A 17,969-nucleotide genomic window follows, 5' to 3' on the forward strand; every position below is an offset into this window, starting at 1 on the left:
GATGCGCAAGAACGGCGTCGCCTCGACTTTCGAAGCGGGTGTGATCGCCAAATACGTGCTCGGCAATCCGAACGCCAATGCCTGGGTCGGCGGCTGCGCGCTGACCTCGGACTTCATCAAGTCAAAACCCGATGTCGCCAAGCGGTTTACGGCGGCCTGGGGCAAGGCGGTGAAATTCATCAACGACAATCCGGCGGAGGCGCGCAAGCATCTCGCCAAGAACACCTTCACGCCGGATGACATCGTCGCCACCGTGCCGCTGGTGAAGTTCGAAATGGTCAGCGACCTGACACCGGCGGATATCGCGGACTTCCAGAAGTTCATCGACTTCTCCGTGAAAACCGGCACTCTGCCGGAGAAGGTCGACGTCTCGAAATATCTCGTGAAGTTCTGAGAGTGGCGCGGAGAGGGGCCTGATGGCGATGAATGCTGTTTCGCCAATCGTCGGCCCCTACCGCACCGCGTTCGGTCCTGACGGCGATCCGCCCGCGCATATCACCGTGCGCGGGCTGTGCAAGGAATTCCAGGGTGACGTCATCTACCAGGACTTCAACCTCGACATCCCGCGCGGCAAGTTCAGTTCGATCTTCGGCCCGAATGGTTGCGGCAAGTCTACCCTCATCAACCTGATCTCCGGCCTGATCCCGCTCGATCGCGGGACCATCCTGTTCGGCGGCAAGACGCTGTCCGAGACGAGGATCGGCTACGTCTTCCAGAATTACCGCGAGGCGCTCTTTCCCTGGATGAGCGCCTTCGACAATATCCGCTATGCGCTCAAGCTGCGCAAAGTACCCGAGCCCGAGGCGACCGAACGCGTCAACAGGCTGGTGTCACGGCTCGGCGTGAAGCTCGACCTCACGCGCTATCCCTACGGAATGTCCGGCGGCCAGCAGCAGCTGGTCTCGATCATGCGCGCGCTGGTGGTCGAGCCCGAGGTGCTGTTCCTCGATGAGCCGTTCTCCGCGCTCGATTACGAGATGACGCTGTTCATGCGCGAACAGCTGCAGAAGATCTTCGAGGAGACCGGGACCACCATGGTGCTGGTCTCGCACGACCTCGAAGAGGCGGTCTATCTCGCCGATTATGTGCTGCTGCTCTCGCGCCGCCCCGCCCGCATCGCCGATTTCCCGCATGTGCCGATGGCGCGGCCACGCAACGACCTCACCCTCGCCGATACCGGATTCGTCGAGCTGAAGAGCCACTGCCTGCGCATCTTCCAGCGCGAGGTGCATCGATGACCACGCTGTCGCGGTTCGACCGGTACCTGCCTCTGGTCGGTGTCGTCGGCATGATCGTCGTCTGGTACATCGGTTACTGGATGCGCATCGTCGATCCGGTTCTGCTGCCGTCCCCCGACGCGACCTTTGCGGCGCTGTGGAAGGGCATGACCGGCGGGCGCCTTCTTTACGATTTCACCCAGACCGTGATCCGCACCTTCACCGCCATCGCGGTGGCGAGCGCAATCGCGATCCCGCTCGGCATCGTGCTCGGCTCCAGCGAGCGGCTCTACCGCTCGGTCGAGTTCGTCATCGATTTCTTCCGCTCGACGCCGGCCTCGGCGATGTTCCCGCTATTTCTCGTGATCTTCGGCGTCGGCAACGCGACCAAGATCTACGTCGCCTCGTTCGGCGCAGCGCTCGTGATCCTGTTCAATGTCGCCTATGGCGTGATGAATGCGCGCAAGACGCGCATCCTCGCGGCGCGCGTGATGGGCGCCTCGCGCTGGCAGGTGATGAAGGACGTCGTCCTGATGGAATCGCTGCCGCAGACCTTCGTCGGCCTGCGCAACGGCGTCTCGCTCGCCCTCGTCATCGTGGTGGTGGCCGAGATGTTCATCGGCTCCGTGGATGGCCTCGGCTTCCGCGTCTTCGAGGCGCAACAGCTGTTCGACATGCCGGACATGTATGCCGCGATCTTTGCGGCGGGTGCGCTGGGCTATGGACTGAACATCCTGTTTCTGCTGATCGAAAAAAGCTTCGTGCACTGGTCCGGGAAATGACAAGCGATCTGTCCCGCCATTCGGCGGTGGAATTGCGCGACCTCATCGCGAACAAGAAGGCGTCGCCGGTGGAGGTGCTGGACGCGCACCTCGCCGAGATCGCCGTGCAGAATCCGAAATTCAACGCCATCGTCACGCTGGTGGAGGATCAGGCCCGCACGGCGGCAAAGGCAGCCGCCGACGCGGTGAAGAACGGCGCCCCGCTTGGCCCGCTGCATGGCCTGCCGGTGGTGATCAAGGATGTGACCCTGACCAAAGGCATCCGCACCACCTTCGGCTCGCCCGCATACAAGGATTTCGTGCCCGATGAGGATGCAGCCGTCGTCGAACGCCTGCGCAAAGCCGGCGCCATCATCATCGGCAAGACCAACACGCCGGAATTCGCGGCGGGCGCCAACACGGTCAACGCGCTGTTCGGTGCGACGCGCAATCCCTGGAATCCGGAGCTTAGTCCCGCCGGCTCGTCCGGCGGTTCGGCGGTGGCGGCGGCGACCGGAATGGTGCCGCTGGCGCATGGCACGGATTTCGGCTGTTCGATCCGCATCCCGGCCGCCTTCTGCGGCATTGTCGGCGTGCGCACCACGGGCGGCTTGATTCCCAATCGCGGCATGCGGCTGCCCTGGGACGGCGGACAGGTGCATGGGCCGCTCGCGCGGAGCGCGGAAGACGCAGCCCTGATGCTCGACGGCATGACCGGGCTCGATCCGCTCTGGCCGATCTCGGCCCCGCCGCCCTGGCAAAGCGCGCTCGACATCGTGCAGCGGACCGACAATGCGAAGGGCAAGCGCATTGCCTATGCGTCGGACATTGCGGGCTTCGGCGTCGACAAGGAAATCGACGACATCTGCCGCGCCGCCGTTCGCCGTCTGGAGAAGGATGGCGCGGTGGTCGACGAGGTGCCGTTCAGCGCGGCCGACGGCTTTGCGCCCTACAAGGTGCTCCGTGGCGAGTGGATGGTCGGTCAGCAATACGAGCGGCTCGGCATGCTCGACCAGTTCGGGCCGAATCTCGGCGGCAATGTGCGCGACGGCCTCAAGCTCACCGTGCGCGACACTGCGGCGGCGGAGAATATGCGCGAGCAGGTCTGGAAGAAGTTCTGCGATCTGTTCGGGCAATACGATTATCTGATCACGCCGGCCGCTCCGGTGCCGCCCTATCCGTTGAGCAAGAATTATCCGGACGAGGTCGGCGGCAACAAACTCGACAATTATATCGACTGGATCGCTCCGGCCTTCCTTGTGACGCTGGTCGGATTTCCTGCTGCGTCCGTGCCCGGCGGCAAGACGCAGGCGGGATTGCCGGTCGGTTTGCAGATCGTCGGCCCGCGCTTCTCGGAGCCGCAATTGCTCGGACTTTCAAAGCTCGTGCAGCGCGCCAATCCGATCGGCTGGCCGACTCACGTCTGATGATTCATGCGAATGTCGGCGCTTGGCCGGTCGTCGCATCGGCCTGCGCGGTCGCGGCAATCGCGAGACGCACATTGCGCACATAGCCCCGAAAATCTCCTCCACGATGCCCGACGAGATCAGGATCGCGGAGCCCGTCCGGGTGCGTTCGCGCCGCAGGAAGCCGGCTTGTTCGCGCCGCATCTGACTCGAAAGCGCATCAGTGCCGAGAGGAAAGCTCCGCCATGTCACGCGGCGCTCTCACATCTCATTGATGATATTCAGGCAGGCGATTGAGGATGTCGGCGATCGGGTCGGTGGTCCAGGCCTGCGTGACATAATTCCGGTGCGAGTCTTCAGGGTGCCCGGCAATGAACACGACGCTCCCCGGCCGGATATTGCCGTCCAGCGATTTGGCGATCTTGATGCCCTTTTCCGTCAGGTCATTCTGGAGCTGCAGGTTGCGCGCTCGTGTCGAACCGAGATAGCCGCTGATGAAGAAGCCGCGCCGGTTTGACAAAATCCATTTCTCGAACTGCTCCAGCTCGCCATAAAGCGAGTCCATCAGCACGATGCCGCGCAGCCGGTCCTGGATCTGGCCGAGCCGCAAGGCCCAGGCCGTCGGTACGAAGCCGCCGCTATAGCTCACGAAGATGATGGGCATGCGGAAGAAGGTGCGGACCGTTTTCGGCTGTCCGAGCATCAGCGCCAGTTGTTCGGAGGCTTCGCTCAGGAATTCATCGAAGAAGCCCGGCTCCCAGAACGCGCCCGGAGCGGAGTCCGCGGCGTTGACGGCGAATTGGGGCGCCACGACGACGGCATTTGCGTCCGAGCGGGTGATCTGCGCGGCGACCTGCTGGCGATCGCGCACATCGCGATCGATCTTCGCGCCGTGGCCGTGGAAAAATACGACCATGACCGCGGGTTTGCGGATGTCGAACCCCTTCGGGATATGCAGGAGCACGCGGGGGTCGGTGTAGGTTTCGTTCTCCCAATAAACCTGACCGCGCGCGCCGCGGCGCCCGAACCGGCCGTCGTAGAAGACATTGAAGAACGGCTTTCCGGTCACCGGGTTCTTGCCGTCATAGGGAAACGGCGCGGATTCGAATTCCATGAGCCGGGTCATGCCCGGAAAGCTGCCCTGCCGCGGACGCGGAATACGAACCACCGGCCGCGGGCGGGGGAGGGGGATGGCCAGATTTTCAGCAGTCGTGGCGTTGGCGGTCGCGATGATGCCGTGATCCGGCGTCAGGGTGCACGCGATCGCGAGGATGGCGGCACAAATTCCTGTCGATGCGTTCAGGCCCATGGTTTGCAGACACCTGGCTGTTACGCACGGCTCCGGGTTTGAGTGGGCTGGGTTGCGACACAAGGTGTAAACATTTGGGGGTTACCCAAGCTGGACGAATCGAATCAAACTGGGCACCGGCTAATATCGAATCACGACCGGAACATGGTCGCGGCCTGAAAATGATAGTCGCTCCGGCAGGCCCCTTGGTTAACACGCTGCCCCTTTCCGTGCCGTTTCTCGCCACAGGCAAACAATCACAATGGTGCATTTTTCGCGCTTTCTGACCCCAGTCATCGTCTCCGCGGTGATGGCCGCTCTGACGCCGCCGGCTCAGGCCCAGTTTTTCAACTTCTTCACCGATCCGCCGTCCCGAAAGCCCCAGACCCGTCCGGCACCGGCCCGCGAGGCGCATGCCCGCGAAACGCCGGCTCCGCTGCCGCCCCAGGCGCTGGTCCCGGCGAGCTTTGCCGAAAAGGCGACGTTCAACGACACCGCCCGTTTCCTCGCCGGTCTCCCCGCGCAGAACGAAGCCCTCGAACAGACCACCAAGGACCCGGTCTGGCAGAGCCACGCCGCCTCGTTCAACAACTCCTGGCGGCAGCTTGAAACGCAGCGTCTGTCGAAGATCCGCGCCTGGTCCAAGGCGAACATCAAGGATCGCGCCGGCGCGCCGCTCTTCTACATGTTCAGCGGACCGGATTTTCTCTACGCCGACGCCTTCTATCCCGAGGCTTCGACCTACATCCTGAGCGGGCTCGAGCCGGTCGGCCGCATCCCGGTGATCAACGAATATACGCGTCGCGCGCTCGGCAATCTGCGCTCGTCGATGGCGTCGTCGATCTCGCTGAGCTTCTTCATCACCAAGAACATGAAGCATCAGCTGCGCGAGACCGCCTTGTCCGGTACGCTGCCGATCCTGATGGTCTATGTGGCCCGCGCCGGAAAGACGATCGATGACATCACGCTCGTCACGCTCAGTCCCGATGGCACCGTCGCGCCGACCGATCGCGCCTCGCAGCAGCGCGGCGTGCAGGGCGTGAAGATCACCTTCAATAGCGGGCCCGGAACGCCGAAGCAGACGCTGTATTATTTCTCGACCGATGTGTCGGACTCCGGCGTCAAGAATTCCGGCTTCCTGAAATTCGTCGAGAGCTTCGGCAAGGGCGACGCCTTGTTCAAGGCGGCGTCGTATCTGCCCCATAGCGGCAACTTCTCGCAGGTCCGCGACTTCATCGTCGCCAATGCCGAACATGTGGTGCAGGACGATTCCGGAATTCCGGTGGTCTATTTCAAGCAGGACCAATGGACGCTGCATCCCTATGGCCGCTATCTCGGGCCGATCGCGATCTTCCCCGGCCGTCACCAGAACCGTCTTGCCGAAATCTATCAGCGCGGGCCGGCCAAGCCGATCGACTGGGGCATGGGCTATCGCTGGCGCACCAACGAGTCGAACGTGCTGCTCGCGGTTCGCAAGGACATCGGGCCGCGGCAGCAATTGCGTCCCGCGATCTCCGAAACGCCGGCGGTGAAGCCCTCCGCGGTGGAAGCGTCGGTGCCCGCGCCTGCGACCGCGTTGGCGAAGCCGGCGGACACCCCCATAGCTCCGCCCGCCGAGAGCGGCACGCCGCCCACCACTGCGACCACGCCGGCACCGGCTCCGACCGCGGTGCAGGCCGGCGCATCGGTGTCGTCGCCGGATGCAACGCCGCCCGCGCCGGCAGCGGCCGATCAGCCGAAGCCAACGCCGCCTTCCGCGGACGGTGCGCAGCCATCGTCTTCGTCGCAGTGAGTGCGGAAAATCTTGGAGCTGTCTGACGCCGGTGGCATGATCTCGCGCCATTGTCGCGAGACTGTCTCATGACGCATCTTATTCGTCAGATGGGCTATGTCGTGATTGCGACGCCGGACCCCGAGGGTTCGGCGCGCGATCTTGCCGATATGACCGGCGTGCGGATCACGCACCGCGCTGCGGATGCGGCATTCGTGTCCTCCAATGCGCGCTATTGCGATGTCGCCTATCTGCGCGACGCACGGCGTGGCATCCGCGCGGTCGGCCTCGAGGCGATGGACGATGACGCCGTCGATGAGGTCTATCGCCGGGCCAAATCGGAAGGGTTGACCATCCTCGACGACAAGCCGTTGCTGCCGAAGGTCCGGCGCGCAGTGCGTTTCGCGACTCCGTTCGGTCCGATCTTCGAGGTCCACACGCCGATCGAACGTGAGCCGATCGACCCGGCGAAATTCAATGCTGCGCGTGTGCGCCGGCTGGAGCATGTCAATCTGCGCGCGAGCGATCCGAAGGGCTTCCACGATCTCGTGACGCGCCTCCTCGGCATGAAATTGTCGGATCGCACCACGGGTTATGAGCGCGCCTGGTATCGTTGCGCCGACGGCTATCACCACACCTTCGCCTGCGGTCCGGGCGATGGTCTGCATCATTACGCATTCGACGCACACGCGCTTTACGACCTTGCGGGCGTTGCCGATGCGCTCGCCGCCAAGGGCCGCAGCCTGTTGTGGGGCATCGGACGGCACGGCCCGGGCAACAACCTGTTTTCGTATTATCTCGATCCGAATGGATGCGTGGTCGAGGTGTCCTTCGGTCTCGAACGCATCGACAATGACGCGCTCCACGAGCCGGGCAATTTCGAATTCAATTCGTCGAGCAATGTCCTTGACCGCTGGGGCTCGCAACCGCCCGTGGCCTACGGCAAGGCGCTCACGCCGTTCGTGCCGTAATTGCCGCTCCCTACGGGGGTGATTTTTTCGAGGTTCCGATGACGATGTGCAGCGCAACATTCTTGCTGCAACGCAAATCAGAAACCTGACGTTACGTCGACGTAATAATGAATAATTCGCTTTTCAATCTTCGCCCGATATGCCTACCCTGTAGCGCGAAGGGGCGACGTTGGGCAGGCGCGATATGTCGCATGTCAGTCGGCTTCACTTGCGGCAACGCTGCTGCAGCTGGCGGTAAGACCGGCGCGATGCAATCAGTGGGAGAGACGCTTATGAAATCTGTGACGACTCGTTTTGCACTCGGAGCGTTTGCCGCTCTGTGTGCCGGAAGCCTTGCTTTGCCGGCGCACGCTGCATGGGAGCCCACCCGGCCTGTTGAGTTCATCATTCCGGCCGGTACCGGCGGCGGCGCCGACCAGATGGCGCGCGCGATTCAGGGAATTGTGACCAAGCACAACCTGATGAAGCAGCCGATGGTCGTGATCAACAAGGCCGGCGGCGCTGGTGGCGAAGGCTTCCTCGACGTGAAGGCCTCGGCGGGCAACCCGCACAAGATCATCATCACCCTGTCGAATTTGTTCACGACTCCGCTTGCGACAGGCATTCCGTTCAACTGGAAGGATCTGACCCCGGTCGCGATGCTCGCGCTCGACGAGTTCGTGCTCTGGGTGAATGCCGACAAGCCCTACAAGAACGTCAAGGATTTCGTTGACGCCCTGAAGGCGGCGCCCGCCGGCTCGATGAAGATGGGCGGCACCGGCTCCAAGCAGGAAGACCAGATCATCACCGTTGCGGTCGAGAAGGCGACCGGAGCGAAGATGACCTACATCCCGTTCAAGGGCGGCGGCGAAGTGGCTGTGCAGCTCGTCGGCAATCACGTCGATTCCACCGTCAACAACCCGATCGAGGCGGTTGCCCAATGGCGTGGCGGCAAGCTGCGTCCGCTCTGTGTGTTCGACGCCCAGCCGCTCCCCTACAAGGACAAGGTCACGGCCGACATGGGGTGGTCCGACATCCCGACCTGCAAGTCGCAGGGCCTCGACATGGAATACCTGATGCTGCGCGGCATCTTCATGCCGGCCAAGGCGACCAAGGAGCAGGTCGATTACTATGTCGAGCTGTTCAAGAAGGTGCGTGAGACGCCGGAATGGAAAGACCTGATGAAGAACGGCGCCTTCAACACGACCTTCCTGACCGGCGATGACTACGCCAAGTGGGTCGCCAAGGAAGAAGATCGGCACAAGTCGCTGATGAAGGACGCGGGCTTCCTGGCCAAGTAAGCGAGACATCGGCCGGCGGTTGCTGCAACCGCCGGCCTTTTTTTGTTCCGTCCGAGGTTATTATGAATACACACGAGTCCAGCAACGCCGGCCCCTCGCACAAGTCGGTGGAAATCGCGGTCGCGATCCTCGTCATGGCCTTCGGCGCGATCGTGATCTTCGGCAGCACCAGCGTCGGCATTGGCTGGGGCGCCGAAGGGCCGCAGGCGGGCTTCTTTCCGTTCTATATCGGCCTCGCGATCGTGATCTCGGGCGCGGTCAATCTCGTGAATGCGCTGCGGCCGGATGCCGCGAGCGGGATCTTCGCTGAATGGAGCCAGCTGCGGCAGGTGCTGCTCGTCGTGATACCGGCGTCGATCTATGCGGTCGCGGTCGGATATATCGGCATCTACGTCTCGTCCGCGATCTTCATCGCCTGGTTCATGCGATGGCTCGGGAAATACAGCTGGCCGAAGGTTGCCGCTGTCGCAATCGGAATGCCGGTCATCGTCTATCTGGTGTTCGAGAAGTGGTTCCTGGTCGCGCTGCCCAAGGGGCCAATCGAGAATTGGCTGAATCTGTAACCGTGCGCGCCGTGTCTTGAGGGTGGTGGGACTACGACGATGGAAGAATTTGCGAATCTTTTTCACGGCTTCGCGGTAACGCTGCAGCCCTTCAACATCCTGGTGATGGTGATCGGCATCGTGCTGGGCATCCTGATCGGGGTGTTGCCGGGCCTCGGCGGCGCCAACGGCGTCGCGATCCTGCTGCCGCTGACCTTCAGCATGTCGCCGACCTCGGCGATCATCATGCTGACCTGTATCTACTGGGGGGCGCTGTTCGGCGGCGCCATCACCTCGATCCTGTTCAACATACCCGGCGAACCATGGTCGGTGGCGACGACCTTCGACGGCCATCCGATGGCGCAGCAGGGCAAGGCCGGCGAAGCGCTGACGGCAGCCTTCACCTCGTCCTTCATCGGCGCGCTGTTCGCGGTCATCATGATCACGCTGGTCGCGCCGCTGGTCGCAAGTTTTGCGCTAAGGTTCGGGCCCGCCGAGAAATTCGCGGTCTATTTCCTCGCTTTCTGCAGTTTCGTCGGCCTCTCAAAAGAGCCGCCATTCAAGACCATCGCGTCGATGATGATCGGCTTCGCGCTCGCCGCGGTCGGTCTCGACGCCATCACCGGCCAGCTTCGCCTGACCTTCGGCTTCACCGAACTTCTGAACGGCTTCGACTTCCTGATCGCGGTGATCGGGCTGTTCGGCATCGGCGAAATCCTGCTCACCATGGAAGAGGGCCTGAACTTCCGCGGCGGCAAGGCGAAGATCGACCTCAAGGTCGTGCTCCGCACCTGGGCGTCGCTGCCGCGCTACTGGATGACCTCGCTGCGGTCCTGCATCATCGGCTGCTGGATGGGCGTCACACCCGCGGGCGCAACGCCGGCCTCCTTCATGAGCTACGGCATCGCCAAGCGCATGTCGAAGAACGGGCGCAATTTCGGCAAGGGCGAGATCGAAGGCGTGGTGGCGCCGGAAACCGCGGCGCATGCCGCCGGCACCGCGGCGCTGCTGCCGATGCTGTCGCTGGGCGTGCCGGGTTCGCCCACCGCGGCGGTGCTGCTCGGCGGCCTCCTGATCTGGGGCCTGCAACCCGGACCGATGCTGTTCGTCGAACAGAAAGAGTTCGTCTGGGGCCTGATCGCCTCGATGTATCTCGGCAACCTCGTCGGCCTGATCATCGTCCTGACCTGCGTGCCGGTGCTGGCCGCGATCCTGCGGATCCCGTTCAGCATCATCGCGCCGATCATCCTCGTGCTGTGTGCGATTGGTGCCTACACGGTGAACAACAACGCCTTCGACGTCATCATGATGATGGTGTTCGGCGTCCTCGGCTATGTGCTGAAAAAGTGCAACTATCCGTTGGCGCCGCTCGTGCTTGCACTGGTGCTCGGCAAGATGGCGGAAGAAGCGTTCCGGCAATCGCTGCTCTCCTCGCAGGGCCATCTCGGGGTGTTTTTCTCCAACGGCCTCGTGTCGAGCATCATGATCCTCGGCCTGATCGCGCTGTTCTGGTCGGCGATCCAGGAAGGCTTTACCCGGCTGCGAGCGAGGCCGGCGTGACTGGCAGGACGTAAATCAACCCATTGAACCGGCAGCTGGAATACTGTATTCCAGCCGCCGGAAGGTGGACAGGGATGAGCTCGGACACGACCAAGGTCTCCGGTTCGGTCTCCCGCTCGCGGGCGGAAGGCGACGCGCCGCGACTCGCGATCGAACCGATCGACACCTCATTCAGCTTCAAGAACAAGGCCTATGCGGCGCTGAAAAACGTCATCGTCTCGATGGACATCTACCGAAGCCGCGCTGACATCCGCCTCGACGAGCGTCAGCTCGCGCAGGATTTCGGTATCAGCCGGACGCCGGTGCGCGAGGCCATGGCTCAGCTCGAGCGGGAAGGATTCGTGCGCTCGGTGCCGCGCCGCGGCGTCTATGTTGTGCGCAAGACAAAGAAGGAAGTGATCGAGCTGATCACCGCCTGGGCGGCGCTGGAAAGCATGGCGGCGCGCCTGATCACGCAAAAGACCGACGCCGATGTCGGCACGCTGCGCGACATGTTCGCGACCTTTGTGGATGGCGAGCTGCGCGCGCATCTCGACGAATATTCCGAGGTCAATATCGAATTCCATCAATCGATCATCCGCATGAGCGGCAACTCGGTGCTGATCGATCTCGCCGAGAATCTGTTCACCCACATGCGGATGATCCGGCGCAAGACCATCGTCGAGCGCGATCGGGTCGATCGTTCGATCCGCGATCACATGAACATCATCGAGGCGCTCGAAGCGCGCGACACCGCGCGCGCCGAAACGCTGGTGCGCGATCACGCGCTCGGCCTCGCCGATCACGTCGACAAATACGCCGATTATCTGGATTGAGATTTCGAGGAGAGTACAGTCATGGCCGACGCTGCGGTCGCAAAAACCACGGATGCCGAACAGGAGCTGACGGACGGCTTTAACCTTCTGATCGACGCGCTCAAGCTGAACGGCCTCGACACCATCTACGGCGTGCCGGGCATCCCGATCACCGACTTCGGCCGCATGGCGCAGGCCGCCGGCATCCGGGTGCTGTCGTTCCGCCACGAGCAGAATGCCGGTTATGCCGCTTCGATCGCCGGCTTTCTGACCAAGAAGCCCGGCGTCTGCCTCACCGTTTCGGCGCCCGGCTTCCTCAACGGCCTGACCGCGCTCGCCCACGCGACCACCAACTGCTTCCCGATGATCCTGATGTCCGGCTCGTCCGAGCGCGAGATCGTCGACCTGCAGCAGGGCGATTACGAGGAACTGGACCAGCTCGCGATCGCAAAGCCGCTCTGCAAGGCGGCCTATCGCATCCTGCACGCCGAGGATATCGGCATCGGTCTTGCGCGCGCGATCCGCTCGGCGGTGTCGGGCCGTCCCGGCGGCGTCTATCTCGACCTGCCGGCCAAGCTGTTCGGTCAGGTGATCGACGCCGAGAAGGGCCGCAAGTCGCTGGTCAAGGTGATCGATCCGGCTCCCGCGCAGATCCCGGCGCCCGAGGCGGTGAAGCGGGCGCTGGACGTACTGAAATCCGCCAAGCGGCCGCTGATCATTCTCGGCAAGGGCGCGGCTTACGCGCAGGCGGACGATGCGATCCGCCAGTTCGTCGAGAAGACCGGCGCGCCGTTCCTGCCGATGAGCATGGGCAAGGGCCTGCTGCCGGACACGCATCCGCAATGCGCGGGCGCGGCGCGTTCGACCGTGCTGAAGGATTCCGACGTCGTGATGCTGATCGGCGCGCGGCTGAACTGGCTGCTCTCGCACGGCAAGGGCAAGGCGTGGGGCGCCGCGCCGAAGAAATTCATCCAGATCGACATCGAGCCGAAGGAAATGGACTCCAATGTCGAGATCGCGGCTCCCGTGGTCGGCGACATCGGCTCGGCCGTCTCCGCGATGCTCTCTGCGATGGGCGCCAACTGGCCGACGGCTCCGGCCGACTGGATCGCCGCCGTCAACAAGAAGCGCGACGACAACATCGCGAAGATGGCGCCCAAGCTGATGAACAACAACGTGCCGATGGATTACCACGGCGCGCTCGGCGTTCTGCGGCAGGTGATCAAGGAGCGCCCTGACGCGATCCTCGTCAACGAAGGCGCCAACGCGCTCGACCTCACCCGCGGCATCATCGACATGTACAAGCCGCGCAAGCGCATCGACGTCGGCACCTGGGGCATCATGGGCATCGGCATGGGCTATGCCATCGCCGCCGCGGTCGAAACCGGCAAACCGGTGCTGGCGATCGAGGGCGACTCGGCCTTCGGTTTCTCCGGCATGGAGATCGAGACGATCTGCCGCTACAAGCTGCCGGTCTGCGTCGTGATCTTCAACAACGACGGCATCTATCGCGGCACCGACGTCAACACCGCGGGCTCCGATCCTGCCACGACCGTGTTCGTGAAGGGCGCGCGCTACGACATGATGGCGACGGCCTTCGGTGGCGTCGGCGTCAACGCGACGACGCCCGACGAACTCCGGCGTGCGGTCAACGAGGCGATGGATTCCGGCAAGCCGACGCTGATCAACGCGGTGATCGATCCGGCCGCGGGCAGCGAGAGCGGCCGTATCGGCAATCTCAATCCGCAGAGCGCGCTGAAGAAGAAATAGGTGGGCGCAGCGTCGGCCGCTGCGTCTGGGGCCTCAGTGAATTCAGGAGAAGAAGTTCGATGGCCAAGAAGAAGAAAGTGAAAAAGCCTGCAAAGGCACGCTCCAAGCCGGCGGCGAAAAAGCCGGCAACGAAGCGTTCGTCCGCCAAGGTCTTGAAGCTTGCGCCGAAGAAGAGCGCTGGCAAGAACGGCAAGAGTGCCAAGAGCGCGAAGAACGGCAAGTCGGCGAAGTCGTTGCTGCCGCCGCCGTCGAAAAAGCCGTTCGGTCAGGCCGGCAAGGCCCTCGACGGCGTTCGCATTCTCGACTTCACGCACGTGCAATCGGGTCCGACCTGCACCCAATTGCTCGCCTGGTTCGGCGCCGATGTGATCAAGGTCGAGCGTCCGGGCGTCGGTGACATCACCCGCGGCCAGCTGGTCGATGTGAAGGGCGCCGACTCGCTCTACTTCACGATGCTCAACCACAACAAGCGCTCGATCACGATCGACTCCAAGCATCCGCAGGGCAAGCGCGTGCTCAACGAGCTGATCAAGAGCTGCGACGTGCTGGTCGAGAATTTTGCGCCGGGCGCGCTCGATCGCATGGGACTGACCTGGGAGCACATCCACAAGCTCAACCCGCGCATGATCGTCGCTTCGGTGAAGGGCTTCGGCCCGGGCCCGTACGAGGATTGCAAGGTCTATGAGAATGTCGCGCAATGCACCGGCGGTGCCGCTTCGACCACCGGCTTCCGCGATGGCGTGCCGCTCGTCACCGGCGCCCAGATCGGCGATAGCGGCACCGGACTGCATCTCGCGCTCGGCATCGTCGCGGCGCTTTATCAGCGCAACCGCACCGGCCGCGGCCAGCGGGTCCTCGCCGCCATGCAGGACGGCGTGCTCAACCTCTGCCGCGTGAAGCTGCGCGATCAGCAGCGCCTCGCGCATGGTCCGCTGACCGAATACAGCCAGTATGGCGAAGGCGTGCCGTTCGGCGACGCCGTGCCGCGCGCCGGCAACGATTCCGGTGGTGGCCAGCCGGGACGCATCCTCAAGTGCAAGGGCTGGGAGACCGATCCCAACGCTTACATCTACTTCATCACCCAGGCTCCGGTCTGGGGTGCGATCTGCGATGTGATCGGCGAGCCTGACTGGAAGACCGATCCTGAATATGCCACGCCAAAGGCGCGGCTGACGAAGCTCAATCAGATCTTCGAGCGCATCGAGCAATGGACCATGACCAAGACCAAGTTCGAGGCCATGGACATCCTCAACAAGTACGACATCCCCTGCGGTCCGATCCTGTCGATGAAGGAGATCGCCGAGGATGAGTCGTTGCGCAAGACCGGCACGGTGGTCGAGGTCGATCATCCGGTCCGCGGCAAGTATCTGACCGTCGGCAACCCGATCAAGATGTCGGACTCGATCTCCGAGGTGAAGCGCTCTCCGCTGCTCGGCGAGCACACCGACGAAATCCTGACCAAGGTGCTGGGCTTCGACAAGAAGACCGTCGCCGAGATCAAGGCGTCGGGCGCGCTGTCGGCGCCGGAAAAAGGCGAGAAGTCGAAGGCGGCGTGACGCCGCCTTCGTGTCCCGGATGCGGCGCAGCGTGAAACGGTGCGCCGCTGATCCGGGACCCACTTGAGAAAAACTGGCGTGTGAAGGTCCCGGTTCTGCATCGCACCACTTCGCATCGCTCGTGCTGCGATGCGCCCGGGACACGAGAGTGAGCAGGGGAAAACGATGCGTATTGTGGTCCACGGCCAGCAGGCCTTCGGCAAGGCCGTGCTCGAAGCGCTGCTCAAGCGCGGCGAAAACGTGATCGCGGTTTACGTCGCGCCGGAAAAGCCCGGCGGAAAGGCCGACCCGCTGAAGGAAGCCGCGCTCGCTGCGAAGCTCCCGGTCTATCAGCCCGCGTCCTACAAGGACCCGGCGGTGTGGGAAGAATTCAAGGCGCTGAAGCCGGACCTGCAGGTCATGGCCTTCGTCACGCTGTTCGTGCCGGAAGACTTCCTCAATATCCCGACCCACGGCTCGATCCAGTATCATCCGTCGCTGTTGCCGCTCTATCGCGGCGCCAGCGCGATCAACTGGCCGATCATCAAGGGCGAGAAGGAAACCGGGCTCTCGATCTTCTGGCCCGATAACGGGCTCGATACCGGCGACATCCTCCTGCAGAAGAAAACGCCGATCTCGGACAAGGATACCCTTGGCACGGTTTATTTCGACCGCCTGTTCCCGATGGGCGTCGAGGCGATGCTGGAATCGGTCGATCTCGTGAAGGCCGGCAAGGCGCCGCGCATCAAACAGGATCACTCCAAGGCGACCTATGAAGGCATTTGCGGCCCCGGCAACGCGCATATCGATTTCGGCAAGCCGTGGGAGCAGATCGACCGGCTGATCCGCGGCTGCAATCCGGCGCCCGGTGCGTGGGCGACGATCAACGGCGCCAAGCTGAAAATCTTCGAGGCGACGCCGCTTCCGGCCCGCGATCCGAAGGGCATCGGCGGCAAGCTCGGTGAAGTCGTCGCGGTCGATGCTGACAGCTTCACCGTCGTCTGTGCCGACGGTCGCATCAAGGTCACGCGCGTGCAGGCCGATGGGCCGAAAGTGGGCGCGGGAGAATGGGCAGCGTCCGCGAAAATCGAAAAGGGCGCGCGCTTTACATGACTTTCTCTCTGCGTCATTCCGGGGCGCCGCGAAGCGGCGAACCCGGAATCCATTCACGCGCTCGCGGTTCTGGATTCCGGGTTCTTCGCTGCGCTCAAGCCTTGAAATGACGAGTTCTTCGTTTCCCTCCTGACGGATCAGCAACCATGCCCGCCTCGCAACATCAGAAGCCGCTCTCCGATATTGAAATTGCCCAGGCCGCCAAGATGCGGCCGATCGTCGAGGTCGCCAAGGAGCGGCTCGGCATCGACGCGAAGAACCTCGAGCCCTACGGCCATTACAAGGCCAAGGTGTCGATGGACTACATCAAGTCGCTCGCCGACAAACCGAACGGCAAGCTGATCCTCGTCACCGCGATCTCGCCGACGCCGGCGGGCGAAGGCAAGACCACCACCACGGTCGGTCTCACCGACGCGCTCAATCATATCGGCAAGAAGGCGATGTGCGCGCTGCGCGAGCCCTCGCTCGGTCCGTGCTTTGGCGTGAAGGGCGGCGCCGCCGGCGGCGGTTATGCACAGGTCGTGCCGATGGAAGACATCAACCTGCATTTCACCGGCGACTTCCACGCCATCACCTCGGCGCATAACCTGCTCTCGGCGCTGATCGACAATCATATCTACTGGGGCAATGCGGCCGGCATCGACTCGCGCCGTGTCGCTTGGCGCCGCGTCCTCGACATGAACGACCGCGCGCTGCGCGAGATCGTCTGCTCGCTCGGCGGTGTCGCCAACGGCTATCCGCGCGAAGCCGGCTTCGACATCACGGTGGCGTCCGAAGTGATGGCGATCTTCTGCCTCGCCAAGGATCTGAACGACCTGAAGCAGCGCCTCGGCAACATCATCATCGGCTATACCCGCGACCGCAAGCCGGTCCGCGCCCGCGAGGTGAAGGCGGACGGCGCGATGACCGCGCTGCTCAAGGACGCGATCGCGCCCAATCTCGTGCAGACGCTGGAAGGAACGCCCGCCTTCATCCATGGCGGACCGTTCGCCAATATCGCGCATGGCTGCAACTCGGTGTCGGCCACCACCGCCGCGCTGAAGCTCGCCGATTACGTCGTGACCGAAGCCGGCTTCGGCGCCGATCTCGGCGCGGAGAAGTTCCTCGATATCAAGTGCCGCAAGGCTGGTCTGAAGCCCGATTGCGTCGTGATCGTCGCCACCATCCGCGCGCTCAAGATGCATGGCGGCGTCAAGAAAGAGGACCTCAAGAAGGAAGACCTCAAGGCTCTCGAAGCCGGCATGGCCAACCTGCAGCGCCATATCGAGAACATCAAGAAATTCGGCTTGCCGGCGGTGGTCTCGATCAACCGCTTCTCGGCCGACACCGATGCGGAAATCGCGCTGGTGAAGGAGAAGTGCAAGGCGCTCGGCGTCGAGGCGCTGATGGCCGATCACTGGGCGATGGGCGGCGAGGGCGCGGCCGATGTGGCGCGGGCTGTCGTTAAGATCTGCGACGAGGGCAAGGCCAACCTGAAGCTGCTCTATCCCGACGAGGTGCCGCTGTTCGAGAAGATCCGCACCATCGCCAAGGAAATTTACCGCGCCGATGATGCCACCGCCGACAAGTCGGTGAAGGATCAGCTCAAGGCCTGGGAAGAAATGGGCTTCGGCAACCTGCCGGTCTGTATCGCCAAGACGCAGTATTCTTTCTCGACCAATCCGGATGCCAAGGGCGCGCCGACCGGCTTCAACATCCCGGTGCGCGAAGTGCGGCTTTCGGCCGGTGCGGAATTCATCGTGGCGATCTGCGGTGAGATCATGACCATGCCGGGCCTGCCCAAGGTGCCGTCGGCGGATTCGATCGACGTGAATGCCGAGGGCAAGATCGTCGGATTGTTCTGAGAGCGAAAATCAAGCGGCTCCAGAGCGCACGTGAATCAGAAGGGGTGGCCGCTGGGCCACCCCTTTTCTGTTGGCGCAGAGCACACGTCCGATCGCAGACGCCGCTAGTGCAGGTGC

15 protein-coding genes are annotated in these 17,969 nt (G+C 63.2%); 14 read left to right on the plus strand and 1 reads right to left on the minus strand.

Going from position 1 to position 17,969, the window contains the following annotated elements; all coding sequences use genetic code 11:
• From VN004_RS07810 to VN004_RS07825, 4 genes are all read left to right on the plus strand, one after another.
• On the plus strand, positions 1 to 394 hold a 394-nt coding region (locus tag VN004_RS07810), incomplete at its 5' end, for a hypothetical protein (protein ID WP_325608668.1).
• Between the two features lie 22 nt (positions 395 to 416).
• On the plus strand, positions 417 to 1,238 hold the full coding sequence (locus VN004_RS07815) for an ABC transporter ATP-binding protein (protein WP_325608670.1): 822 nt from the start codon (positions 417 to 419) through the stop codon (positions 1,236 to 1,238).
• Entirely contained in the window at positions 1,235 to 1,999 is a 765-nt protein-coding gene (locus VN004_RS07820; protein ID WP_325608672.1) for an ABC transporter permease, read from the plus strand. Before VN004_RS07815 ends, VN004_RS07820 begins: the two co-directional genes overlap by 4 nt.
• Positions 1,996 to 3,405 carry an amidase gene (locus VN004_RS07825; protein WP_325608674.1) on the plus strand — a complete coding sequence of 470 codons (1,410 nt, stop codon included), beginning with the start codon at positions 1,996 to 1,998 and terminating at the stop codon, positions 3,403 to 3,405. Before VN004_RS07820 ends, VN004_RS07825 begins: the two co-directional genes overlap by 4 nt.
• 247 nt (positions 3,406 to 3,652) lie before the next feature.
• Here VN004_RS07825 and VN004_RS07830 read toward each other — a convergent pair whose 3' ends face one another.
• The gene (locus VN004_RS07830; protein WP_325608676.1) at positions 3,653 to 4,693 is read right to left on the minus strand and encodes an alpha/beta hydrolase; all 1,041 of its coding nucleotides are present in this window, start codon (positions 4,691 to 4,693) and stop codon (positions 3,653 to 3,655) included.
• Positions 4,694 to 4,934: 241 nt separating this feature from the next.
• On the opposite strand from VN004_RS07830, the gene VN004_RS07835 reads away from it, so the two are divergent.
• From VN004_RS07835 to VN004_RS07880, 10 genes are all read left to right on the plus strand, one after another.
• The gene (locus VN004_RS07835; RefSeq protein WP_325608678.1) at positions 4,935 to 6,464 is read left to right on the plus strand and encodes a hypothetical protein; all 1,530 of its coding nucleotides are present in this window, start codon (positions 4,935 to 4,937) and stop codon (positions 6,462 to 6,464) included.
• A gap of 68 nt (positions 6,465 to 6,532) precedes the next feature.
• Positions 6,533 to 7,414 (plus strand): VOC family protein, encoded by an 882-nt coding sequence (locus tag VN004_RS07840; protein WP_325608679.1) that lies wholly within the window; start codon positions 6,533 to 6,535, stop codon positions 7,412 to 7,414.
• Between the two features lie 272 nt (positions 7,415 to 7,686).
• Positions 7,687 to 8,694: a tripartite tricarboxylate transporter substrate binding protein gene (locus tag VN004_RS07845; RefSeq protein WP_325608681.1), complete on the plus strand. Its 1,008-nt coding sequence runs from the start codon at positions 7,687 to 7,689 to the stop codon at positions 8,692 to 8,694.
• 62 nt (positions 8,695 to 8,756) lie between these two features.
• A complete protein-coding gene (locus VN004_RS07850; RefSeq protein WP_325608682.1) occupies positions 8,757 to 9,257 on the plus strand; it encodes a tripartite tricarboxylate transporter TctB family protein in 501 nt (166 codons plus the stop codon).
• A 39-nt stretch (positions 9,258 to 9,296) separates the two neighbouring features.
• Positions 9,297 to 10,796 carry a tripartite tricarboxylate transporter permease gene (locus VN004_RS07855; RefSeq protein ID WP_325608683.1) on the plus strand — a complete coding sequence of 500 codons (1,500 nt, stop codon included), beginning with the start codon at positions 9,297 to 9,299 and terminating at the stop codon, positions 10,794 to 10,796.
• A 74-nt stretch (positions 10,797 to 10,870) separates the two neighbouring features.
• A complete protein-coding gene (locus VN004_RS07860) occupies positions 10,871 to 11,611 on the plus strand; it encodes a GntR family transcriptional regulator (protein ID WP_325608684.1) in 741 nt (246 codons plus the stop codon).
• Between the two features lie 21 nt (positions 11,612 to 11,632).
• Positions 11,633 to 13,360 carry an oxalyl-CoA decarboxylase gene (gene oxc, locus VN004_RS07865; protein ID WP_325608685.1) on the plus strand — a complete coding sequence of 576 codons (1,728 nt, stop codon included), beginning with the start codon at positions 11,633 to 11,635 and terminating at the stop codon, positions 13,358 to 13,360.
• 59 nt (positions 13,361 to 13,419) lie between these two features.
• Complete coding sequence (gene frc / locus VN004_RS07870) at positions 13,420 to 14,916, plus strand: formyl-CoA transferase (RefSeq protein WP_325608687.1); 1,497 nt, start codon at positions 13,420 to 13,422, stop codon at positions 14,914 to 14,916.
• Positions 14,917 to 15,081: 165 nt separating this feature from the next.
• Complete coding sequence (locus VN004_RS07875; RefSeq protein ID WP_325608689.1) at positions 15,082 to 16,008, plus strand: methionyl-tRNA formyltransferase; 927 nt, start codon at positions 15,082 to 15,084, stop codon at positions 16,006 to 16,008.
• 146 nt (positions 16,009 to 16,154) lie between these two features.
• On the plus strand, positions 16,155 to 17,852 hold the full coding sequence (locus tag VN004_RS07880; RefSeq protein WP_325608691.1) for a formate--tetrahydrofolate ligase: 1,698 nt from the start codon (positions 16,155 to 16,157) through the stop codon (positions 17,850 to 17,852).
• Positions 17,853 to 17,969 lie beyond the last annotated feature (117 nt).

The sequence above is a fragment of the Pseudorhodoplanes sp. genome, from assembly GCF_035565855.1.
Lineage (GTDB): Bacteria > Pseudomonadota > Alphaproteobacteria > Rhizobiales > Xanthobacteraceae > Pseudorhodoplanes.

Excerpts from the sequence above, each read along its gene's own strand:
- VN004_RS07815 (WP_325608670.1), top strand. The coding sequence starts at position 417 with ATGGCGATGAATGCTGTTTCGCCAATCGTCGGCCCCTACCGCACCGCG.
- VN004_RS07820 (WP_325608672.1), top strand. The coding sequence starts at position 1,235 with ATGACCACGCTGTCGCGGTTCGACCGGTACCTGCCTCTGGTCGGTGTC.
- VN004_RS07825 (WP_325608674.1), top strand. The coding sequence starts at position 1,996 with ATGACAAGCGATCTGTCCCGCCATTCGGCGGTGGAATTGCGCGACCTC.
- VN004_RS07830 (WP_325608676.1), bottom strand. The coding sequence starts at position 4,693 with ATGGGCCTGAACGCATCGACAGGAATTTGTGCCGCCATCCTCGCGATC.
- VN004_RS07835 (WP_325608678.1), top strand. The coding sequence starts at position 4,935 with ATGGTGCATTTTTCGCGCTTTCTGACCCCAGTCATCGTCTCCGCGGTG.
- VN004_RS07840 (WP_325608679.1), top strand. The coding sequence starts at position 6,533 with ATGACGCATCTTATTCGTCAGATGGGCTATGTCGTGATTGCGACGCCG.
- VN004_RS07845 (WP_325608681.1), top strand. The coding sequence starts at position 7,687 with ATGAAATCTGTGACGACTCGTTTTGCACTCGGAGCGTTTGCCGCTCTG.
- VN004_RS07850 (WP_325608682.1), top strand. The coding sequence starts at position 8,757 with ATGAATACACACGAGTCCAGCAACGCCGGCCCCTCGCACAAGTCGGTG.
- VN004_RS07855 (WP_325608683.1), top strand. The coding sequence starts at position 9,297 with ATGGAAGAATTTGCGAATCTTTTTCACGGCTTCGCGGTAACGCTGCAG.
- VN004_RS07860 (WP_325608684.1), top strand. The coding sequence starts at position 10,871 with ATGAGCTCGGACACGACCAAGGTCTCCGGTTCGGTCTCCCGCTCGCGG.
- oxc (WP_325608685.1), top strand. The coding sequence starts at position 11,633 with ATGGCCGACGCTGCGGTCGCAAAAACCACGGATGCCGAACAGGAGCTG.
- frc (WP_325608687.1), top strand. The coding sequence starts at position 13,420 with ATGGCCAAGAAGAAGAAAGTGAAAAAGCCTGCAAAGGCACGCTCCAAG.
- VN004_RS07875 (WP_325608689.1), top strand. The coding sequence starts at position 15,082 with ATGCGTATTGTGGTCCACGGCCAGCAGGCCTTCGGCAAGGCCGTGCTC.
- VN004_RS07880 (WP_325608691.1), top strand. The coding sequence starts at position 16,155 with ATGCCCGCCTCGCAACATCAGAAGCCGCTCTCCGATATTGAAATTGCC.